Origin of the sequence: Streptomyces sp. NPDC090088 (genome assembly GCF_044747345.1) — a bacterium.
Classification (GTDB): domain Bacteria; phylum Actinomycetota; class Actinomycetes; order Streptomycetales; family Streptomycetaceae; genus Streptomyces.
Map to the genome: position 1 here is coordinate 437,022 of NZ_JBIVDZ010000006.1, position 25,856 is coordinate 462,877.

25 protein-coding genes, 1 tRNA gene and 3 pseudogenes are annotated in these 25,856 nt (G+C 67.5%); 18 read left to right on the forward strand and 11 right to left on the reverse strand.

The annotated features are described in order from the left end of the window. The first annotated feature begins 556 nt into the window (after nt 1–556). The 6 genes and pseudogenes from ACIPSJ_RS29820 (at nt 557) to ACIPSJ_RS29845 (ending at nt 6,919) form a co-directional block, all read left to right on the forward strand. The gene (locus ACIPSJ_RS29820; RefSeq protein ID WP_401350716.1) at nt 557–2,095 is read left to right on the forward strand and encodes a helix-turn-helix domain-containing protein; all 1,539 of its coding nucleotides are present in this window, start codon (nt 557–559) and stop codon (nt 2,093–2,095) included. Between the two features lie 217 nt (nt 2,096–2,312). Further along, complete coding sequence (locus ACIPSJ_RS29825; protein WP_401350718.1) at nt 2,313–2,666, forward strand: hypothetical protein; 354 nt, start codon at nt 2,313–2,315, stop codon at nt 2,664–2,666. A gap of 251 nt (nt 2,667–2,917) precedes the next feature. Further along, nucleotides 2,918–3,398: pseudogene (locus ACIPSJ_RS29830) on the forward strand (site-specific integrase); the annotation flags it as partial. Between the two features lie 404 nt (nt 3,399–3,802). Next, nucleotides 3,803–4,225: a hypothetical protein gene (locus tag ACIPSJ_RS29835; RefSeq protein WP_401350720.1), complete on the forward strand. Its 423-nt coding sequence runs from the start codon at nt 3,803–3,805 to the stop codon at nt 4,223–4,225. Then, on the forward strand, nt 4,222–6,045 hold the full coding sequence (locus ACIPSJ_RS29840; RefSeq protein ID WP_401350722.1) for a GMC family oxidoreductase: 1,824 nt from the start codon (nt 4,222–4,224) through the stop codon (nt 6,043–6,045). The genes ACIPSJ_RS29835 and ACIPSJ_RS29840 overlap by 4 nt, the downstream gene beginning before the upstream one ends. 19 nt (nt 6,046–6,064) lie before the next feature. Beyond that, the gene (locus ACIPSJ_RS29845; protein ID WP_401350724.1) at nt 6,065–6,919 is read left to right on the forward strand and encodes a hypothetical protein; all 855 of its coding nucleotides are present in this window, start codon (nt 6,065–6,067) and stop codon (nt 6,917–6,919) included. 717 nt (nt 6,920–7,636) lie between these two features. On the opposite strand, the gene ACIPSJ_RS29850 is transcribed toward ACIPSJ_RS29845, so the two are convergent. Continuing rightward, a complete protein-coding gene (locus ACIPSJ_RS29850; RefSeq protein ID WP_401350726.1) occupies nt 7,637–8,872 on the reverse strand; it encodes a hypothetical protein in 1,236 nt (411 codons plus the stop codon). Nucleotides 8,873–9,228: 356 nt separating this feature from the next. Beyond that, entirely contained in the window at nt 9,229–9,750 is a 522-nt protein-coding gene (locus tag ACIPSJ_RS29855; RefSeq protein ID WP_401350728.1) for a restriction endonuclease, read from the reverse strand. A gap of 1,046 nt (nt 9,751–10,796) precedes the next feature. Here ACIPSJ_RS29855 and ACIPSJ_RS29860 point away from each other — a divergent pair. Together ACIPSJ_RS29860 and ACIPSJ_RS29865 are read left to right on the forward strand one after the other, a co-directional pair. Then, nucleotides 10,797–12,167 (forward strand): toll/interleukin-1 receptor domain-containing protein, encoded by a 1,371-nt coding sequence (locus ACIPSJ_RS29860; protein ID WP_401350730.1) that lies wholly within the window; start codon nt 10,797–10,799, stop codon nt 12,165–12,167. A 110-nt stretch (nt 12,168–12,277) separates the two neighbouring features. Then, the gene (locus ACIPSJ_RS29865) at nt 12,278–12,724 is read left to right on the forward strand and encodes a DUF6228 family protein (RefSeq protein WP_401350965.1); all 447 of its coding nucleotides are present in this window, start codon (nt 12,278–12,280) and stop codon (nt 12,722–12,724) included. 25 nt (nt 12,725–12,749) lie between these two features. Here the strand turns inward: ACIPSJ_RS29865 and ACIPSJ_RS29870 are convergent. The 5 genes from ACIPSJ_RS29870 to ACIPSJ_RS29890 all read right to left on the reverse strand — a co-directional run bounded on the left by ACIPSJ_RS29870 (nt 12,750) and on the right by ACIPSJ_RS29890 (nt 15,960). After that, nucleotides 12,750–13,567, reverse strand: a protein-coding gene (locus tag ACIPSJ_RS29870) for an IS5 family transposase (RefSeq protein ID WP_401350733.1) whose coding sequence is annotated in 2 segments (ribosomal slippage) — nt 12,750–13,228 and nt 13,228–13,567 — 819 coding nt in all. Because the reading frame shifts where the segments join, the coding sequence is not laid out codon by codon here. A 665-nt stretch (nt 13,568–14,232) separates the two neighbouring features. Next, nucleotides 14,233–14,667, reverse strand: a complete 435-nt coding sequence (locus tag ACIPSJ_RS29875; protein ID WP_401350736.1) for a hypothetical protein — start codon at nt 14,665–14,667, stop codon at nt 14,233–14,235. 9 nt (nt 14,668–14,676) lie between these two features. Beyond that, a complete protein-coding gene (locus ACIPSJ_RS29880; RefSeq protein ID WP_401350967.1) occupies nt 14,677–15,078 on the reverse strand; it encodes a hypothetical protein in 402 nt (133 codons plus the stop codon). Next, complete coding sequence (locus ACIPSJ_RS29885) at nt 15,078–15,506, reverse strand: ATP-binding protein (RefSeq protein WP_401350737.1); 429 nt, start codon at nt 15,504–15,506, stop codon at nt 15,078–15,080. Before ACIPSJ_RS29885 ends, ACIPSJ_RS29880 begins: the two co-directional genes overlap by 1 nt. A 46-nt stretch (nt 15,507–15,552) precedes the next feature. Then, on the reverse strand, nt 15,553–15,960 hold the full coding sequence (locus tag ACIPSJ_RS29890) for an NUDIX hydrolase (RefSeq protein WP_401350968.1): 408 nt from the start codon (nt 15,958–15,960) through the stop codon (nt 15,553–15,555). A 110-nt stretch (nt 15,961–16,070) separates the two neighbouring features. On the opposite strand from ACIPSJ_RS29890, the gene ACIPSJ_RS29895 reads away from it, so the two are divergent. Then, nucleotides 16,071–16,859 (forward strand): GntR family transcriptional regulator, encoded by a 789-nt coding sequence (locus tag ACIPSJ_RS29895; RefSeq protein WP_401350739.1) that lies wholly within the window; start codon nt 16,071–16,073, stop codon nt 16,857–16,859. 25 nt (nt 16,860–16,884) lie between these two features. On the opposite strand, the gene ACIPSJ_RS29900 is transcribed toward ACIPSJ_RS29895, so the two are convergent. Continuing rightward, nucleotides 16,885–17,250: a hypothetical protein gene (locus ACIPSJ_RS29900; RefSeq protein ID WP_401350741.1), complete on the reverse strand. Its 366-nt coding sequence runs from the start codon at nt 17,248–17,250 to the stop codon at nt 16,885–16,887. 219 nt (nt 17,251–17,469) lie between these two features. Between ACIPSJ_RS29900 and ACIPSJ_RS29905 the strand changes: the two genes are divergently transcribed. The 9 genes and pseudogenes from ACIPSJ_RS29905 (at nt 17,470) to ACIPSJ_RS29945 (ending at nt 23,350) form a co-directional block, all read left to right on the forward strand. Then, complete coding sequence (locus ACIPSJ_RS29905; RefSeq protein ID WP_390979132.1) at nt 17,470–17,826, forward strand: hypothetical protein; 357 nt, start codon at nt 17,470–17,472, stop codon at nt 17,824–17,826. Continuing rightward, nucleotides 17,826–19,204 (forward strand): annotated as a pseudogene (locus ACIPSJ_RS29910) (FtsK/SpoIIIE domain-containing protein). The gene ACIPSJ_RS29905 and the pseudogene ACIPSJ_RS29910 overlap by 1 nt, the downstream one beginning before the upstream one ends. Nucleotides 19,205–19,270: 66 nt before the next feature. Then, a complete protein-coding gene (locus tag ACIPSJ_RS29915) occupies nt 19,271–19,885 on the forward strand; it encodes a DUF2637 domain-containing protein (protein ID WP_401350743.1) in 615 nt (204 codons plus the stop codon). A gap of 17 nt (nt 19,886–19,902) precedes the next feature. Continuing rightward, entirely contained in the window at nt 19,903–20,094 is a 192-nt protein-coding gene (locus tag ACIPSJ_RS29920) for a mobile element transfer protein (RefSeq protein ID WP_123975881.1), read from the forward strand. A gap of 16 nt (nt 20,095–20,110) precedes the next feature. Continuing rightward, complete coding sequence (locus ACIPSJ_RS29925) at nt 20,111–20,305, forward strand: hypothetical protein (protein WP_401350745.1); 195 nt, start codon at nt 20,111–20,113, stop codon at nt 20,303–20,305. A gap of 25 nt (nt 20,306–20,330) precedes the next feature. Continuing rightward, nucleotides 20,331–20,579, forward strand: a complete 249-nt coding sequence (locus ACIPSJ_RS29930) for a SpdD protein (RefSeq protein WP_390979123.1) — start codon at nt 20,331–20,333, stop codon at nt 20,577–20,579. Nucleotides 20,580–20,738: 159 nt separating this feature from the next. Continuing rightward, nucleotides 20,739–22,024: pseudogene (locus ACIPSJ_RS29935) on the forward strand (replication initiator). Further along, a complete protein-coding gene (locus tag ACIPSJ_RS29940; protein ID WP_401350747.1) occupies nt 22,017–22,199 on the forward strand; it encodes a helix-turn-helix domain-containing protein in 183 nt (60 codons plus the stop codon). The pseudogene ACIPSJ_RS29935 and the gene ACIPSJ_RS29940 overlap by 8 nt, the downstream one beginning before the upstream one ends. Continuing rightward, on the forward strand, nt 22,199–23,350 hold the full coding sequence (locus ACIPSJ_RS29945) for a tyrosine-type recombinase/integrase (protein WP_401350748.1): 1,152 nt from the start codon (nt 22,199–22,201) through the stop codon (nt 23,348–23,350). The genes ACIPSJ_RS29940 and ACIPSJ_RS29945 overlap by 1 nt, the downstream gene beginning before the upstream one ends. 68 nt (nt 23,351–23,418) lie before the next feature. Here the strand turns inward: ACIPSJ_RS29945 and ACIPSJ_RS29950 are convergent, their stop codons facing one another. From ACIPSJ_RS29950 to ACIPSJ_RS29960, 3 genes are all read right to left on the reverse strand, one after another. Further along, complete coding sequence (locus ACIPSJ_RS29950) at nt 23,419–23,925, reverse strand: hypothetical protein (RefSeq protein WP_401350750.1); 507 nt, start codon at nt 23,923–23,925, stop codon at nt 23,419–23,421. A gap of 86 nt (nt 23,926–24,011) precedes the next feature. Further along, nucleotides 24,012–24,087: transfer RNA gene (locus tag ACIPSJ_RS29955), tRNA-Arg, on the reverse strand. A gap of 64 nt (nt 24,088–24,151) precedes the next feature. Next, complete coding sequence (locus ACIPSJ_RS29960) at nt 24,152–25,741, reverse strand: IclR family transcriptional regulator C-terminal domain-containing protein (protein ID WP_401350752.1); 1,590 nt, start codon at nt 25,739–25,741, stop codon at nt 24,152–24,154. Nucleotides 25,742–25,856 lie beyond the last annotated feature (115 nt).

The following is a 25,856-nucleotide window of genomic DNA, read 5'->3' on the forward strand; positions in this document are numbered from 1 at the left end:
AGGAGATCACCATGTGTAGGCCGTAGACGTGCCTGCCCTCCTCGACAGGCAGCGCGCCGTAGTCCTTAGCCGTCCTGGACAACTGCACGCTGACCTGACGGACGGTCACTCCTGTCGAGGTCGGTACGGAGCTCCCGGTACCGGGTTCGGGCCGTCGCCGCCCGGCGCCATGCGCAGACAGCGGTCCTGTTCCACCGCCTCCGGTATGCAGGCGGTGACCTCGCCGACCGTTCAGGACGGGCTTGGATACGACGGGAGACGGGCCGCCGCGAGGAAGCCGACGCCTTGGCCGCGACGTCTGCCAGTGGGGCGGGCGTCGCGCCGAGGGCGAGCCCGTGACGGCGAGTGCGAGGAGTGGGCCTGCTCGGGTGCGCTTGGGCATGGGTGTCCCCCGTGGATGAGTGCATGGGTGTCATGTGCCGCCCGCCGCCGGCTGGTCGGTCCGGTCCTGGTCGGTGCGACACCAAGAGCATCAGTCGTCACGACGGCGCGACGCAACGCCGGACGCCCGTCCGCCGACGGTGGAACCATCCCAGCCCATCTGACGTGCAGGTGTATGGACCGCCTGGGATACGGGGACGAGCGGGAGGACTGGGAAAGAGTGTCGACCGGGGACGACGTCGAGCAGTTCGCGGCGCTGCTGCGCCGACTGAAGGACCGCACGGACCGGAGCTACGGCTCCCTGGCCCGGCGCCTCGGCATGAACACCTCCACGCTGCACCGCTACTGCGCGGGCGAGGCGGTCCCGCAGGACTACGCCCCGGTGGAGCGCCTGGCCGCCTTCTGCGGGGCGACACAGGAGGAACGCCTCGATCTGCACCGCCTGTGGCTGCTCGCGGTGACGGCACGACAGCGGCCGAAGGCGGGTGAGGAGGCAGCGGAACCGGCAAAGACCGAAGGGGCGCTGAAGCCGACAAAGACCGAAGGGGCACTGAAGCCGACAGGGGACGAGCGGGTTTCGGGCCCGGACAGCCGGACGGCGGGGCGTGCGGATGGCGGCGCGCGCAATGTGGATGACGGCACCGGTGGTGACGGGGGCGGCACGAGTGGTTCACCACCGCGACTCGATGCGGGCGCACCCGACGCCGCGCTGCCTGCTTCCGACGCTCCCGGACCGGGCAGTCGCGAGTCGACGGTCCAGGGGGATGCGGTCCGCCCAACTGGACGCCCCTGGTACCGCCGTCGCCGCACCGTCGTCGGCGCAGCCACGGCGACCGTACTGCTGGTGACGCTGGGCAGTATGTCGGCGCTGTCGGCCGACCGGTCTCACGACAACTCCGCCAAGGCCCCCGGTCAGTCCCGTACGACAGGAACGGGTACGTCACACCACCCCTCGGCCACTGCGGCCGGCTCCTCCCGCAGCCGTTCTTCGGCCTCGCCCTCCACAGGAGTACGGGCTTCAGGGAGCCCCGAGTGGAAGGGCGGATCGTCGGCGGAGACGAAGAGCTACGCCCCCGTGCCAACCGGTGTGCCGCTCGCGTGGACCGCCGACTCGCAGATCTGGGACGGCGGTTGCGGGCACGACTACGTCATAGCGAAGGAACCGGCGCAGGTGCCCCCGCCGCCGGTACAGCAGGACGCCGGAGTGTGGGCGGCGACGCAGCGGGCGGTACCCGGGCGGCAGGCGATGGTGCAGATCTCGGTGCAGGGGAAGTCGTCCACGGCCGTGGTCCTCACGGCCCTCCGGGTCCGTATCGTCAGCCGCGGCACCCCGGTCACCGGCAACGCGTACGCCATGGGCCAGGGCTGCGGCAGTGATCTGCCGCCCCGCAACTTCTCCGTGGACCTGGACGTCGACCGCCCGATCGCCCACGCACGCCCCGGCAACGACAGCGGAAAGCCCGTCCCCGCGGTGCAGTTCCCCTACCGCGTCTCCGCCGAGGACCCGGAGGTGCTGCAGCTCACCGCGACGACCGAGGCCCACGACTGCAACTGGTACCTGGAACTCGACTGGTCGTCCCAGGGCCGCACCGGCACGATCCGCATCGACGACCACGGCCACCCGTTCCGCACCAGCAGCATCAAGGGCCTGCCTCACTACTGGTACGGCACCGACGACCACGGTGTGCGTCAGTGGGTACCCACCGACTCTTGAGGGAACGCGGGAGCTGCTCGGGCCATGTTCGCGATGTGACCGTTCCCCGTCACCCAGGCCCATGCTGCCGGAGGGGGGCCGGTCGCTGCCGCTTCGGCCGGGAACGCCCGCCGCGTTCCACTCTGGTTCGGCGTCGGCTCCGGCCTGACACCTGTCATACGCAACACCGGATGCAGAGCACTGGGGCCCGCGGGCCGACGTCCGTACGGTACTTCCCATGACGAAGAGCAACGGGGAGAACCCGCAGAAGACCGACATCAAGGTGAGTCTGATCGGCGGTCATCGCCTGGCAGGAGCCACCCTCCACGAGAGGACCGTCACCGCTTCCCTCATCGGTGGTGCCGACGTCGATCTGACGGACATCGACATCCCGGACGGCGCCGAGCTGCGCATCACCAAGTTGAGCCTGATCGGCGGCGTCAGCCTCAAGGTCCGCCGCGACGTCCGGGTGGAGGTCCACGGGCTGCGCCTGGGCGGAGTGAAGGACGACGGCCCGAGCGAGCCGGGTGGCCCGACGGTCCGGATCGACGCCTGGGGCCTGATCGGCGGCGTCAGCGTCAGCCGCACCTAGCCTAAGATCGACGAAGCCCGGTCCGCGTGGCCTTGCGTGAAGGGTGGACTCCGACGACTCCGCCGACTCCGGGTTCCGCGTTCAACCTCGGCCAGTCCGTCGGCTTCACGCCCTCGTTCTGAGCAGTGCAGAGAGAGTGAGCGCCACTTCAGGAGAGAGGCTGGGAGGCCGTGCCGATGACCTGTGGCCTCTCGATACCTGCTGAGGCGACTGCCAATTCGACCGCGAGACGCCTTCGTTGCCCGTGGCTCATCGGGGTGCACCTCAACCCCGGGATCGGGCACTACCGGCCCGAACGCCTCCAAGTCGCCCACCTGTCGGAGATATTCGAGGCCGTCACCGAGACCAACGTCGAGATCGTCGAAGGCAACGCCGCCCGCCGCAAGGCGTTCGAGGACCTTGCCCAGATCCCCCCGGAAGGACCGTGAGCACCGCGCCCACCGAAAGCTGATGATGGCGGCAATCGCGGAGATGGAGCCCTACCGCCGCATCGTGGGCCCGGCCACGCGCCGGCGCGTCCGCTCCACCCTGCGGGCCGCGCTCAACTCCGCGATCGCTCAGCAGCTCATCACCTTCGATCCGGCTGCCCACGTCGAGTTGGATGCGGGCAAGCGGCCCGAGGCTCTCGTGTGGACCGGGGAACGCATCCTCCCTTGGAAGCACACCGGCGAGAAGCCGTCGTCGGTGATGGTCTGGACGCCGGAGCACACTGGCCTCTTCCTCGACCACGTTGGGAGTTTTCCCTGGTCAAGGCTGTGACCTGCGTAAACGCGTGCTCGATCCATCTGGCCTGGGGAAATACCGCCACCGCCGGGCCGCACCCCGCCGTGGTTCTCACGCGCTCGCGGGGTTTCCCGGCCTCATGTGTGCTGAATCCGTTCTGGCCGGCCGATCCCTTGTTGCGGGACTCGCCGAGGCAGGTGCTGGCGGGGCTGCGGTGTCCGACGCCCCGAGGCCGACGTTCCGAGTGGCCTGAGCGTGGTCACGGACCGCGCTCATCTCCGTGCGCTGGGCGACGGCGGCGATCCGCCCGTCCGAGCCGCGCGCCAGGCGTCAGCGCTCGCACCCGTGTACGTTTCCGGCCATACGAGGGTGGCACAGCATGGTCGTCAAGCCGCCGGGGCACCGTTGCCCTCGTGCAGACAACAGACGAGACGGCCGACTTCATTGTGCTGTCACAGGAGTTGACCGGGTTCGACGCGGCGACGCTGCGGGGCACGGGACTCGCAGAGACCTACCTGACCGTGGCCGCCGAGCAACTGGGCCGGGACCGATTAGGGCGGCTGCTGGGGGCGAGCGGAGGCCCGCTCGGCGAACTGGACGACGACCTGCGCGGTGCCGCCCGCGCCCTCACCCACCTGTGGTACACGGGAAGTTGGCCGGAACCGTCACCCTTCGTGGTGTCGGCGCACGCCTACGCCGAGGGGCTGGTCTGGAAGGCAGCGGGACTCGTCGCTCCCGCCACCGCACCGGGCGGGCACGGAAGTTGGGCCGCCTCCCCGTCGTCTTCCCTTTCCCCTTCCCTCGCCCCTTCCCCCTCCCCGGCGGACTCCCGGTGAGCCACTACGACGTGATCGTCGTGGGTGCCGGGATCGCGGGCTCACTCGTCGCGAAGGAACTGGGCAGCCGGGGTCGCCGCGTCCTGGTCCTGGAGGCCGGGGAGCGCGCCACCGACCCCGCGCGGGGCCACCGTGAGGCCCTCGACCGGTACGCCACGGCATCCGCGAAGGTACCGGGCTCCGCCCACCGACCCCACCCCGCCGCCGACTGGCCGGAGGTCACCGACGTGACGGGCACGGACGGCGTCCCGGGATTCCGGGCGGCCGGCCATCTGCTGCAGGACGGCCCGCTCCCGTATGCCAGCGGCTACGTCCGGGCCAACGGCGGGACCGGCAACGTCTGGACCGGCCTCACCCCGCGCATGCTGCCGGAGGACTTCGACACCGAAGCCTTCGGGTACGGGCGCCGCTGGCCGCTCACCTATGACGACCTGGAGTCCCATTATCGGGCGGCGGAGCGGGAGTTGGGGGTAGCCGCTGACATCGGCGAGCAGCGTGCGCACGTCGGGCTCGGTTTCCCCGAGGGCTACACCTTCCCCATGCGCGCCCTGCCCGCCAGCCACCTGGACCGCCTCCTCGCGGCGAGCCTCGACGGACGGCGCGTGAAGGACCCGGTGACCCTGGGCGAGGCCGAACTGCGGGTGGTCGGCACCCCACAGGCCCGCAACAGCGTGCCGGACCCGGACTATGACGGCGGGCGCGGCTACGTTCCGCGTGGCGCCCAGGGGCGGCCCGCCCCGGTCAGCCGGTGCGTGGGCAACGCGACATGCATCCCGCACTGCCCCTCGTACGCGAAGTACACCCCGCTCAAGACACAGGGCCAGTGGGGGAGTTCGGTCACCCTCGTCGACCGGGCCGTGGTCAGCCGCGTACTCGTCGACGGGAACGGCCGCGCCACCGGCGTGGAGTACCTCTCGTACGACGGCCGGCCCACCCGGGTCCACGCCGACGTCGTCGCACTCGCCGCACACGCCATCGAGAACGCCCGACTGCTCCTCCTGTCCCGGCTCGCCACCCGCAGCGGTCAGGTCGGCCGCAACCTGATGGACCACCCGGTGCTGCTCACCTGGGGCCTCATGCCGGAAGCGGTCGACCCCTACCGTGGGCCCGGCTCCACCTCGGGCTTCGAGGGATTCCGCGCCGGACCCGAACGGCGCGCACGCGCACCCTTCCGCATCGAGATCGGCAACTGGGGATGGGTGTGGGCCAAGGGCCCTGTAGACGGTGACGTCGCCCAACTCCTCCATGAAAAGGGTTTGTTCGGAGCGGAGCTGCGGCGCGCCGTCGGCGACCGTGTGCGTCGCCAGTTCGCGTTCCAATTCGAGATGGAGCAGGGCGCCGACCCCGCCAACCGCGTCACCCTCCACCCGCACGCACGCGACCAACTCGGCCTGCCCCGCCCCCAGGTCACCTACGATCTGTCGGACCACGTCAAGGACGGCATGGCCGCCGCCAAGCACGTGTCCGACCAGATCTTCGCCCTGCTCGGCGCCGAGGACCACACCGACTACGAGCCCGCGTCGGCATGGCCCGGCCGCTTCGAGCACAAGGGCCGCTGCTACGGCTACCGCGGTGCCGGCCACGCGGCCGGCACGCACATCATGGGCGCCTCCCCGGGCACCTCGGTGGTCGACTCGTGGCAGCGGTGCTGGGATCACCCCGGCCTGTACGCCGTGGGCTGCGGCAGCATGCCCTCCGTCGCCACCTCCAACCCGACTCTGACCATGGCCGCCCTTGCTCTGCGCAGCGCCCGGCGCATCGAGGCCGACCTCGTCGAACGGGACCGCCCCGCCGCCCTCACCCCAGACATTCCCGCATGAGTACCCCAGGAGTGCCCGCATGAGCCCGCAGCCCCTGCCGCCCGTCACCGAGCCCTTCCAGCTCCCCTTCCACTATGGTGCGTTGCATCACATCGGCATCGACTGGCTCACCGAGGCGGAACCGGTCCGGGACCTGCTCGCCAAGCACCACCCCGCCCTGACCGTCGCCACTTTCGACGACCGGGCCCTGGTCTCGCTCAACTACCAGCTCTACTTCGCGCAGTACGCGTTCGGCGGGGGCGTCACCCAGGAGATCGAGTACAACGTCATCGCCTTCCCCACGGCCCAGGCGGACCGGATCCCCGAGCTGACCTACGCGCAGTTCGCGCAGGGCTGGGACCAGACGAAACTCCTGGGCATCGCCCGCATCCACGTCGTATGCGACAACCCGTACGCCATCACGGCCGGACGGGAGCTGTACGCCGAGCCGAAGTACCCGGGCTGGTTCGAGGTCGACCTGCCGTCCCTGAACGGTCCGGTGGGCGAGACCTGGACCGTGCACTGCAAGACGGCCGAGGTGGCGGGGGACGACACCCTGGTGCGTGAGGACACACAACTGATCTCTCTGACCGCCCAGTTGGACGACCTGACGGCCGCTCCCGCCAACAACACCCCCATCACCGGCTACGGCACCGACACCGACGGCCGGGCCCTCGCGGGTCCCATGAACGTCTACCAGCCATACCGCTGGTACGACCTGAACGCCCCCCACCACACCGACCGCGTACGCCTCACCGTCCATGCCCCCGACAGCGACCTCGGCCGCGACATCCACCACCTGCTCGGTGACACCCCCGCGGTCGGCGCCTGGACCTACCAGTCACCCCCCGTGGCTGCCCACAACCGGCCCTACTACCTGAGCTCCCAGCGTTGACTGGAATCCTTGGACCGCGACCGCGGTACGGGGCGGCTCTGAGGTCAGCTGCGGTCGGCGAAACGGCGACCATCGCAGACCCTTTGGGGTGACGATGGCCCCGCCAGGCGAAGTCCAGCGGGTAGGGGCCTCTGGAAGTCTGCGCACGCCCTGCCGGGCCGCTGCGCACAGGTCGGCGGTTCGGGCTGATCTGCACGTGGAGCACACTCTCTCCGGTGGTCCCGATGCCGGGGGAGCCGTGCGGCTTCGTCGCCAACCTGGCGGAGGCCAGGGCCCTCCTGCACCCCGAGGTCAATGAGCCGACGCTGACCGGGCCGCTGCCGAAGCCGCTCGGCTCCGGCACCGGCAAGCACCGCAAACCATCCGTTGGGCGGTATTTCGTAGATCAACACTCCGTCCGCTCACGCACCGCTCACGCAAACGGCCCCGGACGAGACGTCCGAGGCCGAATAGGACCCCTCTCTGGGGAAGAAACCCCAGGTCGGAGCGGCAACACGTTGTGCCCCCGGCAGGATTCGAACCTGCGACACCCGCTTTAGGAGTTCGATCCACGCCCGCCCCTGGGGCCGTCGACGACTGGTCCGACGGTCGCCCGGGGGTGCTGCTGTATGCCGCCGTCCGGCGTCGTTGATGTCAGCGGTGGATGTCAGAACGTGGTGCGCTGTGCAGGTGGTAGCGGCGATTTGGACGTCGTACCGCCTACGTCATGCAACGACGTCAGACCCCTAGACGGAAATCTTCGATCTTTTGACGAATTACCTCACTGGGGTCGATTCCGAAAGACCTGTCGGTCAGCATCTGCACAATGTCGGCATCAGTAAGAGTCACGATCATTTTATCGTGTTGCACCCATTGGCTCTTAATCGCGTGGACTGCGGACCCCTGGGGCTCTATACGCGTCATAATTAAGGCGAATAGCCCAGTTCCATGCTTGGAAAGATAATTGGCGACCTGAATGATCTCCTGCTTCTCGATCCCGCGTGTGTAATTTTTAGCGTCCGCGACTACGTAGTCTGCGAAGTATTTATCTCTGATAAATTTCCAAAATCCAGTGTCGGCATAGTTGGGGAGGATGAAGTCTCGCCGGTTCATCTCGGCGTCATCCAAACTCTCCCAGACGGGGGATTTTAGAGGGGGGCAGAATAGATATTCTGCGATGTCTCGGCAAAGGCGCTGGTAGGCCGACCAGGTGGCTCGTCCGGCAGGCATCTGTATGAGCTTATCAACCAAGGCGAGGGCTTCACTCTGTGGAGCTTCCTCGAAGTATTCTGGAGCGAGGAACTTGGATGCCTCGTCTCTCAGGCCCGCAGCCATCGACCTCTGAGCGATCCATGGCCCATCCCAAATTTCGATCCCGCTGTTTGTGAGTGGGTCCGTGCCCTTGTTCGCCAAAATTCCAGGAGCTGCCAAAACGAGGCGCTTCCTGCGGGCGCCATGCTGTGTTGCCCGGGCGAGACGACCGTAATGCTTCATTTGATTTACGACATCTTCAATGCGAAGGTTCGTCTGCGGTGACACGCGTTTGACCTCAATGACGAACACGGCATCCTCTGACTCGGCGATAATGTCCGCACGCGCCCCTGGCCCCAAGAGGACGTCTTGCGATACGTTCCGGTGGCCGGTCTTAACGAGTAGCTGCACGAGGAAATTAGTGAATTCGAGCTCGCTGAAATCGAGGACTCTGCTTTGGACTTGGAAACCAAGGCGATCCAACCATGCCACCGCGTGCGCTTTGCCGCCGCTGAACTCGGAGGGCTGGAGCGCACGTTCGTAGTCCCACTTGTGCGCTACTCCTGCGATTGCCTTCGCGTCGTATTCCCTGCCCTCATACACGAGGACGTATGTACGGGCCTTGCTGTAGCCGTACTTCGCAAGGAAGGTATCGCGCCCCAACTCGTCGTACTCCGCCAGTGTGTTGAGTACGGACTGCCGTGTGATCGCTCCTCTGCGCATGACCGAAGAGTACGGTCGGGCACTGACAGAGGTGGATGTTCAGTCGATCACCTGAGGCCGAGAGGCGCAGGCGGGAACCTGGGGTGCGACGCGCTGGCTGCCCGTCTTGTGCTGGCCTTCGACACACGGTGACGGGAAGGCCGGCAGCGGGCTGCTCGTATGGTCCGGCACGCTGCTGCTTTGTTTAGCCTGACTGGCCGGTCTACTGATCAAGGGTCTCGCTGACCAGCGGGACTGACGAAGCCCACGGCTCTGAACTGCTCAGATGCCGTGGGCTTCTGTCGTTGTCGGTCGGCGTCGGGTGGCCTCGCACGGCCCGAGGACGGCCCGGTCTTCGCGGATGGCGCTGTGGGGCCTCAAGACCAAAACTTGTTCCAGCGGCCGGTGGTAAGGAAATCACGGAAAGCGTCTTCGTCCATCTCTTCCACCCACTGAGGGGCTGGATCCTGGTACAGGAGATCAGCTGGCAGGCCGGGAGCGGCCGCGAGGTAGCGCATGGTCATCTCTGGGGTCTTGAGTGCGATCGTTGACACATGGGGGTTGGAGGAACCGATAGCTCGTGACACTGCGCTGCTGGTGAACCTTCCGAAGGAGTAAAGGATGCCCCGATCGGCTCCGATGTCCAGGAGCTTGCCGATGAACTGATCCACTAGTTGGATGTTGACCGGTCGCCCATGGCGCTTGCACTCGACGGCCACGGTCACCTCCTGACCGACGACCGCCCCAGTTGCCAGAACATCTATCTGGCGCTTCTTGCCGCTTAGGCGGCCGGTGACGTACTCGTTATGGACCGCCTTGGCAGCAGGGTCCAGAGTGCTCAGCATGGTGCGGACTGACTGCTCGTAGCGCTGCCACAGTGGGTTCGGAGTCGACGGCATGGCCGCAAGCTAGTCCATAGGCCAACTCGAGGTCTCCGGTTCCGACTATGCGCTGCGCCCTGTCGGCTGGGTGTGAGCCGGCGGATTGACGCAAGCCACCGTGGGTCGTACTCCTGCCGCGTAGGTGTACGGTCCCCGCCAGGCGAAACAGCGAGCGGCTGTTGCGGTGCGCAGTGCCCGCGCCACCATGTCCTCCGCGGTTCGCCGCTGATGGGACACGGACCTCTTCGTCCCGAAGCAACTTGGGTGGGGGAGCTGCCGTGGGGTGCTGTGCCTGTCACCTGTGCTGACGGTCCGCAGGTGTTCGCGCTCGTCCGCCGCTGTTCGTCGGCGTTGTCACGCAGTTAGACACTCACCTCACCGCGTGGCCGCGCGATGCGTGGTGCGGTCCCGGATGTGATGCGGGCGAGTCACTCCTTGCAGCGTTGGCAGGCTGTGAGGCCCTGTTCCTTAGCGTCATCCTCGGGCATCGACGTCTGACCCATGCAGGTGTCTCGCTTCCCGTTCAATGACGGGCAGTCAAGATCAGTGTGGTACGTGGATCGATGGTCACCGATGCGTACGCGGACAGCACTCATAAGGGCCCCTGGTTGCTTCCCTCGACGGCACGTGATCCGTCCGCGACGAGACGCAGCCCATCAGCCCTCGGCTAGGCAAGCTGCACTCATTGGGAGCGTTCGGGTGCTGCCCCTCGGCCAACAACCGAGGAGCGATCTCATCAGGCTGGCAACTTTCATGTGATTCGCCGCCGTGCCCTGCTTGATTGGTGCGCTTGTCGTGCTCATACCACGGTCGCCACTTCCCCCGGGGCACCGAGATAGGGCGTAAACGACCCCACGCGAGTCGGAAACTGAGACGATGGTGGTCGGGCTATGAGGCACCGGCCCTACCCAAAGTGTGCCCAGTCGCCACTGGCGTCAGGCAAGGAGGGTGACCTGGCGATCAAGCACAGCTTGCAAGGCGGATATCCCCGACTAGGGCTAGAAGTTTCGACACTAGTCGCAACTGACACCCTGTCGGCGAGCAGAGAGATGAGGTAAAAACGGATGCTGGATCCGCGCGAAGCTGTGGCAGTCACATGGGATAACGCAAAGCAAGCGGCACTCTATTTCGACCGCATACTGCCTTGCGCAGGCTATCACGAGGTTCCCCCTGATTTGCGATTTGATTTTCAACGCCTCATGCCCACCTATCGACAACTCGCGAACGAATACACTGGGCCCGGAGGGAGCGAATGGGATTCATTCGAGCAATCAATCACAGCTCCGCCATCCAGCTACAATGAAGAAACGGCTTGGATTGCTGACGATTATGTAGTTGCCGCTCATGCCGCACTATCGGGGCTTAACATCCCTAGTGTGCCCATGTTTGCCGATATCAATTCAGAGTACCCCCGACTTCTCGACCCGCAGTATTATATCGATGCAGGGAATGCGCCTCTCGGTGTTTCGTCAGTAAACTTGGCCAATGTTGTGGAGGTCAAATTAATCGAAATGCAGGTAGTGGATACATCTAATACCCCTTGGGGGCAAATTGCGGAATTTCGTCGCGATAAGAAATCCGTGAGTCAACTTCGCAGAATGCGCCTGCTGTTCGATCAGGACTTGAGGGGAAAATCTCCGGCGTACATTCAAGACTATGTAAACATTAAGCTGGATGATTATGACGCCGCTCTTAAGTCGCACGGATTCGAGACCATTACCGGCGTCGTCGAGGCGTTAACCAACTCAAAGACCCTGCTTGGCGTCAGCGCAATGGCGGCCGCTGGCATATTTGGGGGGCATTGGGGCGGCGCTGTTGCACTCGCGGCTGTAATCGGGACCACACGAGCGACCGTTCGCATACGACAACGAAAGCATGAAATGATCACTTGGAAGAATAACGCGGAATTAGGCTACATTGTCGAAGCGAGAAAGAACGTAAATGCTGCCAGATCCGTCGCTCTTCACGAACCGGAGGAACCTGCTGACGGGGCACTGGGAGGGCGGACATGGGACGTCTTTATCTCTCACGCTTCCGAAGATAAAGCTGTCGTTGCTCGTCCACTCCGGGAAGCGCTGACTCGACTGGGCGTGAGTGTATGGCTAGATGAGGCGGAATTACGGATCGGGCATAGCCTTCGCCGCAAGATCGATGAGGGCATCAGAGCCAGTCGCTACGGCGTGGTCATCCTCTCGGAATCGTTTTTCTCCAAGGGTTGGACAAACCACGAACTAGACGGGCTGGTCACCCGGAATGTTGCCGGAGAACAGTCTCTTCTGCCGGTCTGGCACAACCTCAGTGCGGATGGCGTGAGGCGGTACAGCCCGTCGCTCGCCGACAAGATGGCATTGAGCACCGCCGACTACTCCATCGACAAGATCGCGGAACAGATTGCGGACGTAGTGAAGGACGGGGCAGGTACTAACAGGCCCTAACAGAATGACCGCGTTGAAACTACGTTGAGATCACGCCGAGGGCCGATGCCAGCTAAGGGCAACAAAACTGCTGGTCGCAGAGACTGCCGCGCCCGTAGCCTGCACCCGTGATGGAGGAAGACGAGATCAACCCGGGTGTCCGCGTCGGAGGTGACCGCTATCGAGCGATCAGCCTGCGCTTCCACCAGCTGACACGCTCCTTCCCCGACGAGCGTGATGACCTGCTGCGCGACTTCCTCGTGACAGCTCAAGGAGAGTCGGCGCGGATCGAGGTCATGGTGAGGACCTGGGACGGTGACGGGCTCGACGTCTTCCTTGCCGAGTTGGCGGAAGAGTTTCGAGGATGGAAGGGTGCCAAGACCTGGCGCTCGCTTGAAGGCGACTTGACGCTATCTGCCGAGCACGCAGGATCACACGTCCGATTGGCCTGGGGGTTGCACGACCGTCTCCCCGACGAGGAGTGGCGTTTCGAAATGACGACCAGCCATGCCCCGGGAGAGGACATGCGCCGCCTTGCCATCGAGATGCGTACCTTCTTGGAGTCAGAGCCGCTGTAGTGGGCGGAGACAGCTCGTCAGGCGTCTATGACCGGCATAACACGCCGAGTTGCCGCTGTGTGATCAGGCAGCAGGCAAGTTTGAGCAATGCTTCGTGGATGTCGGCTCGTCGTTCCCAACGAACGCGGAGGCGTCTGAAGCCGTGGAGCCAGGCGAAGGTTCGCTCGACGACCCACCGGTAGGTTCCAAGTCCACTCCCGTGAGATGTTCCGCGGCGGGCGATTGCAGGGACGATCTGGTGGGCCCGAACCTGGTCGCGGTAGGTGTCATGGTCGTAGCCGCGGTCAGCGAAGACGGAATCGGGCTTGCGGCGTGGCCGCCCGACTCTGCCCCGGACTGCTGGGATGGCGTCGAGCAGGGGCATGAGCTGAGTGACGTCGTTGCGGTTGCCGCCGGTGAGGATGATCGCAAGCGGGGTGCCGTGGCCGTCGGTGATCAGGTGGTGCTTGGAGCCGGCCCGTCCTCGGTCAACTGGGGACGGGCCTGTCTGGAGCCCCCTTTTAGCGCTCTGACGTGGCTGGAGTCGACGACGGCCCGCGACCAGTCGAGACGGGCAGCGGCGTTCAGCTCGGCCAGCAGCACCTGGTGCAGCCGCTGCCAGACCCCGGCCTCGTTCCAGTCCCGCAGCCGACGCCAGCACGTCATACCGGACCCGAAGCCGAACTCCTGGGGTAGGTGTTCCCACTGGATGCCGGTGTGCAGGACAAACAGGATCCCGCACAGCACCTGCCGGTCCGGGACCGGCTTGCGACCCGGGTACCTGAACCGTCTCTCCCGCTTCGGCGGAAGCGGTTCGATTCGCTCCCACAGGTCATCCGACACGATCCATGGCGATGCCCCCATGATGCGGACAACGCCGAACCCGCCGACCGGAAACGGCTACCAAGACCGACCCACCTCATTGTGTTAGGCGTTCTAAGTGAATTTCAGCCTGCGTTACTGGTTGGGAGATCCGGGAGTCCAACAATCAGTTCCAACTAAGGGTGAGAATCGGAGGCGGCAGTGAGAGCATTGGCGAGAGGCAACAAGCACATGCCGATCTTAAGTCTGATTCATGACCCGCAAAGGACAGGCAGACGTCGTAGTCGTAATCAGGTGAGGGTGGCATGCTCACCTTTCAAGGCTATTACACGCACCAGCGCCCGGCAGGGGTGAGTGAAAAACGTAGGTTGGTGGAGCGGCTTTGGGGTGGCGCTGCTTTGGCGCGAGTGATCATGGCCCCGTAAGCTTGCGGCGCGTCGGGCAGTCTGTGGACCTGCCCGGTAAAGCACGACGTTGGGGCCATGATCTTCGAGGCTCGCGCCAAAGTGGCTCCGTAAAGCCGTGGAGCCGACCGCCCCAGCCACGACGTACCCCTTCTCTGGCATCAGGCGGCTGCATGTTTTGAGCGCGGCACGGGCGCCGGCCGGGCTGGAGCGGGGCGGAGACAGGAGCGCGGCCCGGCCGGGGGCCGGGCCGCGCGCGGGGAGCGGAGCGAGCCGCCTTGAACCAGTAGAGAAAGTTGTAACTCAGTCTGAGGCGAGGGGCTGTTGAGCCTCCGCCCGGACGCGGATGCTGGTCTCCGACTCATCCCGGAACTGGTGGTTGCTGGTGCGGAACTCGTCCAAGAGCTCGAAGAGCATCTCCATGCCGGGCCTGCCTAGACGCTCCGCCTCACGTTCGATCTCCGTTGCCCACCCGAGGGCGGAATGGCGGCCCAGGCGCTGCCACAGCCACTCGGAGAAGTTGCCCTGCGTACCGGGGTTCCAGAAGTCGTAAGGTTCCGCGATGTCATGGATGCCCAAAGCAACCCGGTAGCCGATGAGCATGGAGTTCAGATGCTGCAAGGAGCTGCTGTGAACCCACATACCTGGTCGGAGCCGGACTTCCTCCAGGAAGTCGTACACATCGGCAAGCTCTCCGAGCTGCCTGGGCCTGCGCCTTGTCCCGCCCGTCTCCTTCATGCAAGCACCCTAATCAGGGTCGTCCGGGGGCAAGGACCCTGCGAGGGGCTTGAAGACGTATGCGCAGGGTGGGAGTTGAACGTCTTGTCGATGAGCTAGCGCAAGGAAGACCACCGGCCGGATCGTCCACGTGATGCGGGTACCGGCCTGGGTGACTGACACGGTGCAGGGTTCTAAGCGCAGGAGGGCGCGTCGGGTTTCGGCGCGGCCGTCGTGGAGCCAGGCCCAGACCTTGTCCGAGGCGTCCGGGTCGAGTGCCGGTGAGATGGTGCGTAGTGCGATGGCGACCCATCTGTCTGCCTGGGGTGCGGAGTAGGCGTCGAAGGATGCCCGGAGTGCCGGCCACTGCATCCCATCGGTGAGGTCCTCGGTCCAGCACTCGCACCAGAAGCCCCGGCGGGGCTTGTCCATCAGCACGGGTGGCCTCCCCGCTGGGCGTTCACGAAGAGTTCCGCGGTGACCGTGTAGCCGCCGCCCGCGCCCTGGACGACGACCCTGTGCGCGAGGGTGCTGACCATGCCCAGGCCCCGGCCGTGCTCGGCGTCCTGGTCCTGGTGCTCGACCTTCGGGGCGCCGCCGCCTCCTCCGTCGTCTGTGACCGACAGGGCGATGACCTGGGGTGCCACCGCCAGGGCCAGGTGGAAGCTGCCGCGTTCCCCGCCGCTGCTCGTGTGCCGGAGCGCGTTGGTGCTCAGTTCGCTCACGATCAGGGCTGCGTCGTCGGCCAGGGGCGATGCGCGCAGGATGTCTCTCGTCCAGCGGCGGGCCCGGCTGACCTCTTCCGGAAATCCTGGGCAAGTCAGTCCCCAGACTCGGACTTGACTCGTATACTCGTGCATACAAGTTCCTTCGTGCTGGTAGGCCGCCATGTGCAGCGGGTTCGGGCTAGACGAGTTTCACGCCGTCGTGGGCGCGGACGGCCGGCGGGGTCATCGCGTCGAGTGCGTCGGTGACACGGATCGCGTATGCCTCGTCGGCAAGCTCGGAGACTTCTTCACGGGTGACCCAGCGCAGGGCGCGGGTCTCGTCGCCGGTCGTGGGCGTGCCGTCGGCGGCCTCGCAGCGGAAGACCAGGGAGACGATCAGGCCCGTCATGTTCTTGTAGACGCCGGTCAGGGTCGCCGGAAGAGCGATCTTGATGCCGGTCTCTTCGAGGACTTCGCGTTGCAGGGCCTCGGGGATGGTCTCCTCGCGTTCGAGGACACCGCCCGGCGGCTCCCACTGGCCGTTGTCACGGCGCTGGATCAGGAGGGCACGGCCGCGGGCGTCGACGACGACCCCGGCGACGCTCACGGAGTGCGGGCGTTCTGTGCTCACGTTCCTCTGCCCTCCCGGATGGCTAGGCTCTCCACCGTAGCAACTTCACTCGCCCACTCGTCTAGATACCTAAAGGAGTACACACAGTGAGTCCTCTTTCTTCGGGCCTCCTCGGAGATCTCGACCCCGCGAGCGATCGTGCGGTCTTCCGGCAGATCGCCGACCAGCTGCGCGAGGCGATCGACCGTGGGCGATTCCGCGAGGGCGAGAAACTGCCCTCCGAGGCGGAGCTGGTCGAGCATTACGGGGTCTCCCGGATGACCGTCCGCAACTCCTTCTCCGTCCTCACCGGTGAGGGCCTGGTCCACGCCGAGCACGGCAAGGGCGTCTTCGTCCGGCCCCGGCCGCCCGTGCGGCGCCTGGCCTCCGACCGGTTCGCCCGGCGGCACCGAGAGCAGGGGAAGTCCGCGTTCATCGTGGAGGCGGATGCGGCCGGCAGTCACCCGCAGGTCGACAGTCTTGAGGTGAAGGAAGAGAAGGCCAGTCAGGACGTCTCCACCCGGCTCGGCTCCGTCCGCCGCGTGCTCGCCCGGCGGCGCCGGTATCTGCTGGACGGGCGGCCGGTGGAGTTCGCCACCTCCTATCTCCCCCTCGACATCGCCCGCGGCACCCAGATCGCCGAACCCAACCCCGGTCCCGGCGGCATCTACGCCCGCCTCGAAGAGCTGGGCCACCGCCTCGACCACTTCGAAGAGGAGATCCGCGCCCGGATGCCCTCGCCCTCCGAGGTCAAGACGCTCCACCTCGCGGCCGGCGTGCCCGTGATCCACCTGGTCCGCACCGCCTTCGACACCGAAGGGCGAGCGGTCGAAGTCTGCGACACGGTCATGGCGGCGGACGCCTACGTCCTGTCGTACCAGCTCCCCGCGACCTGATCGCGTGATGGGCGGGAGTGCGGTGCTAGGGGGTGGGCTGATCCGTGGCCTCAGCAGTCGGGGCGCCGAACATGGCGCCGATGTTGTTCCACGTGAAGCCGTCCCGCCAGTGCGGCTTGTCGGCTGCCCAGTCGAGGAGGGCCTGACGGGCCTTGTCCTGGGAGGCGGTCAGGGTTTGGTAGTGCTCTGCGGGGACGCCGTCTCGGTACTCCAATTGGTAGGTGTTGTTGTCGCGGAACAGCACCTGGATGTACCAGTCGCCCTCGCGGTCCTCGTCCTGCCGCTCAAGGATCAGGTGGTCGCCCTGTCCCAGGTTCGCGAGCATCGTGCCTATCGCCGGCTGGGAGGGGTCCTTCACCGCGTGCCCCTGAACGTTCGTCGCAATCAGCATGGGCAGAGCATGGCGGAAGGGTCTGACAGTGGGGGTCCTCGGGAAGCCTCCGCGGCCGCCCTGCTTGGACCGTGTGGTCGTTCTTCTGAACTCGTACACCCCAACATGCTTACTCGTATAGACGAGTGGGCAAGTTGCGTGGCAGGGTGATCGTCATGAGCCCGGGAGATCGGGTTCACGGATCGCTACATGTATAGACGAGTAGATAGGGAGTGTCCTGTGCGCACCATCCGTGTGGAGACCACCGCCGCCACGATCCTGCTGACCGAGGCCCCCGAGCCGAAGGTCCGCGACCGCCAGACCGGCGAGATCGCCAAGGACGCGGTGAGCGGTGAGGCGCTGATGACCATCGGCGTCGTCTACATCGAGGACGGGGAGTCCGCCCTGATCAAGGTCACGGTTCCCGAGGGAGGCGTGTCCGAGGGGCTCGTCCTCGGCTCGCCCGTCTCGCTGCCGGGGCTCGTCGCCCGGCCGTGGGAGTCCGTGTTCAACGGCCAGCAGCGTCACGGCATCGCCTACCGCGCCGCCGCTGTGACCCCGGCCGCCTTCCCGGCCAGCGCCGGGGCTGCCGCCTGATGACCGACCTGACGACACTCCTGGAGGTGGGTGGTCCCCTCGCCGCACTCGGTGGCGGGGCCGCCTACACCCGGGCCAAGCACCCGGCGGTCTACTGGTCCGCAGTCGGCGGCCCGATATCCACGGTCCGCCTGCTCAGCTCGTACGGCTCCGTCATGGACGCCTGCGGCCTGACCGTGGCGCCCTCCCGGCTCAGGGTCCTCGCCGTCAAGGCCACCACCCGTCGGGAGATCCGGCCGGTCCCGCCCCGCCGGGGCATCCTCCGTCCCACCTCGACCGGGTTACGACTCCGGTTGCGGCTCGCTCCCGGGCAAGAACCCGCCGACGTCGCCGCCTCGGCCGAACGCCTGCGGCACGCGTGGGGAGTTCACGCCGTCTACGTCACCACCGTCAAGCCGGGCGTCGTGGAACTGCGGCTCGTCGGGTACGACGTCCTGCGGCGCGTGCGGATGCCCCGCAAGGCCGGCGGCGGCTTCCTGAAGGTGCCAGTGGCGCTGCGCGAGGACGCCATGCCCTTCGTCCGCGACTACCGCACCGTTCCCCACCAACTCACCCTCGGCGCAACCCTGTCCGGCAAGTCCATGTACCTGCGCCACCTCATCTCCGGGCTCGCCCGTCAGGACGGCGTCGCGCTCGTCGGAATCGACTGCAAGCGCGGCGTCGAACTGGCGCCCTTCGCCGCCCGCCTCTCCGCCCTCGCCACCGACCCCGACGAAGCCGCCGAACTGCTGCCCGTACTCGTCAAGGAAATGGAGGACCGATACGACCTGATCAAGGCCCGCCAGGGCATCGCCCCGGACACCCTCGACGAAGAGATCACCTCCAAGATCTGGGGCCTGCCCGACACCCAACGCCCCACCCCCATCGTCCTGTTCATCGACGAGGTCGCCGAACTCTTCCTCACCGCCACCCGCAAGGACGAGGACCGACGCGACGAGATGGTCACCCAGCTCATCCGCCTCGCCCAGCTCGGCCGCGCGGCCGGCATCTACCTCGAAGTCTGCGGCCAGCGCTTCGGCGCCGAACTCGGCAAGGGCGCCACCATGCTCCGCGCCCAGCTCACCGGCCGCGTCTGCCACCGCGTCAACGACGAAGCCTCCGCCAAGATGGCCCTCGGCGACATCGCCCCCGAAGCCGTCTACGCCGCCTGCTCCATCGCCCCCGAGACACCCGCCTCGCCGTCGCGGGCGACACCTCCGGCGGCTGTTCCCGCATCCGCACCCCCTACCTCTCCCTCGCCGACGCTGCCGCCATCTGCCAGGACACAGCAGACCTGGTCCCCGACGTCCCCGCCCTCAAGCCCTTCCGGCCCGACGTTCCCGTACGACCGCTCACCACCCCGAGCCTGGCCGTACAGCCGCACCCCGTCACCGACTGACCCCCTCCCCGCCTCTTCGCGCCGTATCCCTACCCCTCCATGCCCGAAACCGGAAGGAGCCGCATCATGCGCGCCCAGCTGGCCCGCGTCGACGCGGTGCTCGTCCAGGCGCTCATCGCCGCCGCACTGTCCTTCGCCCACCTCCACGACGTCGCCTCAGCAGCCGGACAGGACGGATGGAAAGCCTGGGCCTACCCCATCTCCGTCGACCTCCTGCTCGTCGCCGCCTGGCGCCGACTGCGTACCGGCACCACGAAAGCCGCCGCCTGGTGCTGGTTCGTCATCGCCCTCGTCGCAGCCCTCGGCGCGAACGTTGCCACCGCCGGCCTCCTCGACCTTGGCAACGTCCCGGCCTGGCTGCGCATCCTCGTCGCCGGATGGCCCGCCGTCGCCTTCCTCGGCGGCACCCTCCTCGCCCACATGACCCCAAAGGCACCCGCAGCTGTAGAGACCACTGACGACGACCAGGAGCAAGAGCCCGAACCGACTCCCGAGACGCAAGCCGACGAACAACCACCCGCACCCCCAATCGTCCCGGTCCCGGCCGCCCTCGTCGCGCACGCCCGCAAGGTCGCCACCGAGCACCACACCCGCACCGGCAACCCCATCGACACACCGACTCTCCGCGCCCGCCTCGGCGTCCCGGCCCCCATGGCCGAAGCCATCGCCGCCCAGCTCTGAAAGGAGACCCAGGACTCATGACCGCCAACCGCCGCTTCCGCAACGTCACCCGCATCGGCCCCGTCCAGGTCGGCACCGCCTACGACGACCGGGGCCGCGAGAAGCACACCGCCGCCTGCACCGCTCCGCGCTGCGGCTTCTCCGCCGACTACGACAGCCGCGCCGCCGCCGAACTCGCCGCCCGCACCCACCGCTGCCCCGTCCGCTGAAAGGACCCCGCACCCCGTGACCCTCAACCTGCCGCTCGTCGTCGTCCTCGGCTTCTTCGCCTGGGCGGCCGTCAAGTACCTCGGCGTCCGCACCTGGATCGTCGTCCTGGTCGCCCTCTTCGGCTTCTGGCTCTCCCACACCTTCCTGGCCCCCGCCATCGAATCCGGCACGCGTACCGGCGTGACCGTCATAAACGGCTCGCATACCTAGACGAGTAGATAAGGAGAGCCTGACCGTGTTCCTGCCCAAGTACCCCGACAGCCCCACCCCGCCGCCCGCACACACCCACACCCCGAACGACCCGGCCCCCGCCCGGCGCTCCGCGCTCCCGGCCGTCTCCGTCAGCACCGGCGCCGTCGTCGCCGTGCTCACGGGCGGCGTGGTCCTCACCGCGCTCCTGACCGCCGTCGCCGTATCGGCCATCTCCGTGGCCATCGCCGCCGTGGTCCTGCGCTCCCTGCTGCGCGAACACAACCGGCGCTGAACCGTGCCCGACCCCTGGGGCGGCCACGACACCGCCAAGCATCCGGCCGCCCCGGGGCCCGTCACTCCTGACCGAGCCAGCCAGAAGGAGCCAGCCATCTTCACCCGCACCACCCCGCCCCCGCTTAGCGAACTCACCAACCTCGCCTCGGGCGGCACCCTGCCCGGTATCCTCCGCCAGCTCTCCGGCCTCGGCGGCTGCACCAACCCCATCCGCCTCGACGGCCACCGCACCGAGTACGACGTCGACACCACAACCGGCGAGATCGGCCGCATTCTTCAGCACCTCGACTCGACCGACCTGCCCGCCGGCCAACTCCTCGTCCGCTGCAACAACCGCCGCACCACCCGCTGCGAGGCCTGCGCCGAGGTCTACCGCCGCGACACCTTCCACCTCATCTCCGCAGGCCTACGAGGCGGCAAGGGCACCCCTGAAGACGTCGCCGCTCACCCCCGCGTCTTCGCCACCTTCACCGCCCCCGGCTTCGGCCCCGTCCACAACCGCCGCACCGACAACCGCCCCTGCCGCTGCGGCACCCACCACGACCAGGACGACGACACCCTCGGCACCCCACTCGACCCCGACACCTACGACTACGACGCGGCCGTGCTCTGGAACGCCCACTCCGGTGCCCTGTGGCGCCGCTTCTCGATCTACCTCCGCCGGGAGGTCGCCAACGCGCGGGCCTCTCCCAGCGCCGTCTACGCGACCACGCGCGCGTTTCCTTCGCCAAGGTCGCCGAGTACCAAAAGCGCGGCGCCGTCCACTTCCACGCCGTCATCCGCCTCGACGGCCCACAAGGCGGCGACACCCCACCCCCGCCCTGGGCCACCGCCGAACTCCTCACCGACGCCATCCAAGCGGCCACCGCCAAGGTCCAGGTCGACGGCCCGACCCTCGACGACCGCACCCACACCTTCACCTTCGGCCGCCAACTCGACGTCCGCACCATCCGATCCGCCGACTTCAACGACGGCCAGGAACTCACCGAACGCGCCGTAGCGGCCTACATCGCCAAGTACGCCACCAAGGGCGCAGAGACCGCCACGGGAGCTCTCGACCGGCCGCTGAAGTTCGCTGCCGAACTCGCCCAGCTCGACATCAGCGACCACGCGCGCCGTCTCATCCGAACCGCCTGGACTCTCGGCGCCCGCAAGGACCTCGAACACCTCCGCCTGCGCGCCTGGGCCCACATGCTCGGCTTCCGCGGCCACTTCTCTACCAAGTCCCGCCGCTACTCCACCACCCTCGGAGCCCTCCGCGACGCCCGCGCCGAATGGCGCCGAGCACAAGCGACGGCAGCAGCCGCCAACCCTCAGCCGGACACGACATACGTCCTCGCCCACTGGGTCTTCGCCGGCACCGGCCTCAGCGCCGCCGAGACCTGGCTCGCCGCGTCCCTCGAACCAGCCCCCGGAACGGAAGGAGAGCCCACGCATGGCTGACGAAGAGCTGCTCACGGTCCCGGACGTCATGGCCCGGCTCAAGCTCGGCCGCTCCACGGTCTATGACCTGATCCGCTCCCGGCGCCTGCCCTCGCTCACCATCGGTCGCTGCCGTCGCATCCCAGCGCGTGCCGTCCACGACTACATCGCCAACGAACTGGAGGCGGCCGCCTGATGGCCCAGCAACGCAAGCGCAACCCGAACGGCGCCGGCAGCATCACCAAACGCAAGGACGGCCGATTCCAGTGCGCGGTGTACGTGCTCCAGCCGGACGGCACTCGCGCCCGCAAGTTCGCCTACGGCAAGACGTGGGCCGAGTGCGACGCCAAGCGCCGTGAGCTGCTCGACAAGGTGGACCAGGGCGTACCCGTGCCTACCAAGTCCGCCAAGCTCTCCGAGTGGCTCCCGTACTGGCTGGACAACGTCATCAAGCCCCGACGGAAGCTCAGCACCTTCGACAAGTACGAGACGCACGTCCGCCTCTACCTGGTGCCCCTCCTCGGCGCCAAGCGCCTCGAATCCCTCGGCGTCGCCGACGTCCGCCGCTTCCTCGTCCGCCTGGAGAAGGAGACCACCGCCGCAACCGCCAAGGAATCGCACCGAGTTCTGCGCTCGGCTCTGTCATCCGCCTGCCGGGAGGAACTCATCACGCGCAACGTCGCCAAGCTGGTCGAGCCGCCGCGTACGGCCACGCCTGAGCTGCGCCCCTGGACCCTGGACGAGACGCTCGACTTCCTCGCGGCTTCCCGCAAGGACCCGCTCTACGCGGCCTTTGTCCTCGCCATCGCCATGGGCCTGCGCCGGGGAGAGATCGTCGGACTTCGGTGGTCTGGCCTCGACCTCGACAACCGCGTTCTCTACGTCCGCCACCAGGTCCAGCGCCACCGTGGCGTTCTCTACGACGACGACCCCAAGAGCCGTCGTCGCCGAGCCGTCCCGCTGCCCGCCCTCTGCATCGCGCCCCTGCGCTGGCACCGCATGCGGCAAGCAGCCGCCCGTACCAAGGCGGGGGAGAGGTGGCAGGAGTCTGACTACGTCTTCGCTACCCGCACCGGCCGCCCGGTCGAGCCGCGCAACCTCTACCGCTCCTTCACCCGCGTCGCAGAGTCCGCCGGCCTCCGCGTCATCCGGCTGCATGACGCCCGCCACGGCACCGCCACCCTCCTCACGGCAGCCGGAGTAGCACCCCGCGTCGTGATGGAGATCCTCGGACACTCCCAGATCAGCATCACCATGGACGTGTACACGCACGTCGTCCAGGACACCCAGCGCGAGGCCATGAGCCACATGGACAAGCTGTTGAAGAAGCGTCCCCGCCTAGGCTGACCAACGCCGTCCCCCTCTAACCGAGACGCGGAGCCCCAAGACGTCACAGTCTTGGGGCTTCATGGTCTTCAGAGAGCGGACCCGGGTCCGCCGCTTTCGATGAGTGCGCGGGCGGCGACAAGGACTTCTTCCTTGAGCTGCTCTAGCGGAGTGCTCCAATTGGCGTTCCAGTCGTCCAGCTCAATGGCACAGTGGACGATCGGTTGCAGGCGATCGGGATAGCCGAGCTCCATCGCTACTTCGACCCAGATGAGGTTGGCGCCAGTCGCCGGGTCCAGGGAGCCGTCGACGATCTGAGCAGCCAGCCAGTAGGCCAGGGCCCACCTGGCGGCGATCGGGTCCGCCGGCACCTCGAATCCCAGCCCCAGCTCCTCCACGACGTGGGCGAACAACTCCCGTGCTTCATGCTCCTCACGGCGGCCCAGGCCGGCGAGCAGGGCAAGCGACGGGGCATCGACGTCGGCCAGAAGAGCGTCGAGACCAGCTTGGATGAGGCGGTCCGAGCCGACGTGATGTCCGAATGCCTGAGCTCGCGCCAGCTGCCTCAATCGATCGAGAGCCTCATCTTTTGTCACGCGGGATGCGCTCCGTCCCCGTCCCCGTTGATGTCAAAAGTAGATGTCAAAGGCCCCGGACCATGATCGGTCCGGGGCCTTTTGGCTGGTGCCCCCGGCAGGATTCGAACCTGCGACACCCGCTTTAGGAGAGCGGTGCTCTATCCCCTGAGCTACGAAGGCGGATCGTGGCCCGGTGGGTCACTGGCGTCAGCGTACCGGATTCGGTCGGTGGGGTGTGGGGGTGTCAGGCGAGGGGGACGTGGGTGAAGCGGGAGGCGAGGTGGAGGTCGGACTGGATGTGGTCGGCGGTGGTGCGCAGGTGGGGGAGAACTTCGGTCAGGAAGTTGTCCAGGGTGCGGCGGGCCGCGTGGGTGGCGACGTTCAGGGCGGCTACCGGGTGGCCGGTGCGGTCCCGTACCGGTACGGCGATCGAGCGGAGGCCGGATTCGAGTTCCTCGTCGGCGAGGGCGTAGCCGTGGGGGGCGGCGTTCAGGAGGGCTCGGCCCAGGGCGGTGCGGGTTGCCGGGAGGCGGGTGCCGACGGTGATGTCCACCGTCAGGACGCGGCCGGCGGCGGCCACCGCGACGTACTGGATCTCGGCCGGGTCGGTGCCCGGCACCAGTACCGCCAGCGCCGTCGGTTCGTGCAGGCGGTCGGCGAGGGCGCGGAGGTGGGGGGCGGCGAGGTGGGCCAGGGTGGTGCGGGACAGGGGCGGGTAGCCGAGGGACAGGACGCGGGGGGTGAGGGTGAACCGGCGGTCCTCGGCGGCCACCAGGCCGAGGTGCTCGTAGGTGATCAGGGCGCGGCGGGCTGTTGCCCGGGCCAGGCCCGTCGCCTTTGCCACGTCCGTCAGGGTCAGGGACGAGCGGCCCTCGCCGAAGGCCGTGAGGACGGTCAGGCCCCGGGCCAGGGATTCCACGAAGTCGCGGCCCAGTTCGTGCTTGGAGGCCGTCGTCCAGGTGGCGAGGCCTGCGGGGGTTGGGCCGGGCTCGGGAGGTGCGGCTTCGCGTAGTCGCCTCTCCATCGCCGCCACCGTCGTACGGAGCCGGGGGAGCAGGGTCTCGCGCAGGTCCGCCGCCGTGTGGCGGCTGGTGTGGCTGACGACGCTCGCCACGCAGGCGATGCGGGCGGAGGCGGAGGTAGGGGCGGAGGCGCGGACTGGGGCGCGGACCGGGGCCGATACCGCTACCAGGCCCGGTTCGATCAGCTGGTCGTCCAGGGACCAGCCGTTCTGGCGGGCCTGGGCCGCCCGGGACTCGAAGTCGGTCGGGGCGGTGGGGGTGCGGGGCGGTACGGCGGGGAAGCCGGCGTCCGTCGGGTCCGCCGCGCGGCGGGTGTGCCAGGCGGACCAGTCGGCGTCCGTCCACTCGGCGGCGAACAGCGGGCCGGGGGCGGTGCGTTCGGCCGGCAGCAGGTCGCCGATGCGGAAGCTGACGGACATGGCGCGGCGGCGGGTCGCCTGGTGGATGAAGCGGATGCCGTCGCGGTCGGCGACGGCGAGGGAGACGGACTCGTCCAGCTCGTCGGCCAGGGCGTCGGCCTCCCCGTCCAGCAGGGACGGCAGGCGGAGGGCGGACAGGTAGGCGTTGCCCAGCTCCATCACGCGGGGGGTGAGTACCGCGTCCCGGCCGTCCAGGCGGACGTATCCCATGCGGGCCAGGGTCGCGGTGATCCGGTCCACCGTGGAGCGGGCGAGGCCGGTGCTCCGTTCGAGGGCGCTCGCGCTCAGGGTCCCGCCCGCCTCGGTCAGCGCCGTCAGCACCGCCACACCCCGGACCAGCGGTGTCACCGCCTCGGCGGGAGGAGGGGAGGAAGAAGGGGAGGGGGCGGTCATCGACTCTCCGGTACGGCCATCAGGGCAGACGGTGCCGATCAGGGCACGCCTACCGTAAGCGCCTACCGTAAACCGTCGCCCACCTGGTCAGCGTCGGGTTCGGAAACCCGCTCAC

Coding starts and splice junctions, on each gene's coding strand:
- ACIPSJ_RS29885 (WP_401350737.1), bottom strand. CDS start 15,506: ATGCACGAGTATACGAGTCAAGTCCGAGTCTGGGGACTGACTTGCCCA.
- ACIPSJ_RS29825 (WP_401350718.1), top strand. CDS start 2,313: ATGACGAAGAGCAACGGGGAGAACCCGCAGAAGACCGACATCAAGGTG.
- ACIPSJ_RS29920 (WP_123975881.1), top strand. CDS start 19,903: ATGACCGCCAACCGCCGCTTCCGCAACGTCACCCGCATCGGCCCCGTC.
- ACIPSJ_RS29860 (WP_401350730.1), top strand. CDS start 10,797: ATGCTGGATCCGCGCGAAGCTGTGGCAGTCACATGGGATAACGCAAAG.
- ACIPSJ_RS29820 (WP_401350716.1), top strand. CDS start 557: ATGGACCGCCTGGGATACGGGGACGAGCGGGAGGACTGGGAAAGAGTG.
- ACIPSJ_RS29875 (WP_401350736.1), bottom strand. CDS start 14,667: ATGAAGGAGACGGGCGGGACAAGGCGCAGGCCCAGGCAGCTCGGAGAG.
- ACIPSJ_RS29880 (WP_401350967.1), bottom strand. CDS start 15,078: ATGGACAAGCCCCGCCGGGGCTTCTGGTGCGAGTGCTGGACCGAGGAC.
- ACIPSJ_RS29865 (WP_401350965.1), top strand. CDS start 12,278: ATGGAGGAAGACGAGATCAACCCGGGTGTCCGCGTCGGAGGTGACCGC.
- ACIPSJ_RS29960 (WP_401350752.1), bottom strand. CDS start 25,741: ATGACCGCCCCCTCCCCTTCTTCCTCCCCTCCTCCCGCCGAGGCGGTG.
- ACIPSJ_RS29900 (WP_401350741.1), bottom strand. CDS start 17,250: ATGCTGATTGCGACGAACGTTCAGGGGCACGCGGTGAAGGACCCCTCC.
- ACIPSJ_RS29945 (WP_401350748.1), top strand. CDS start 22,199: ATGGCCCAGCAACGCAAGCGCAACCCGAACGGCGCCGGCAGCATCACC.
- ACIPSJ_RS29850 (WP_401350726.1), bottom strand. CDS start 8,872: ATGCGCAGAGGAGCGATCACACGGCAGTCCGTACTCAACACACTGGCG.
- ACIPSJ_RS29855 (WP_401350728.1), bottom strand. CDS start 9,750: ATGCCGTCGACTCCGAACCCACTGTGGCAGCGCTACGAGCAGTCAGTC.
- ACIPSJ_RS29915 (WP_401350743.1), top strand. CDS start 19,271: ATGCGCGCCCAGCTGGCCCGCGTCGACGCGGTGCTCGTCCAGGCGCTC.
- ACIPSJ_RS29940 (WP_401350747.1), top strand. CDS start 22,017: ATGGCTGACGAAGAGCTGCTCACGGTCCCGGACGTCATGGCCCGGCTC.
- ACIPSJ_RS29845 (WP_401350724.1), top strand. CDS start 6,065: ATGAGCCCGCAGCCCCTGCCGCCCGTCACCGAGCCCTTCCAGCTCCCC.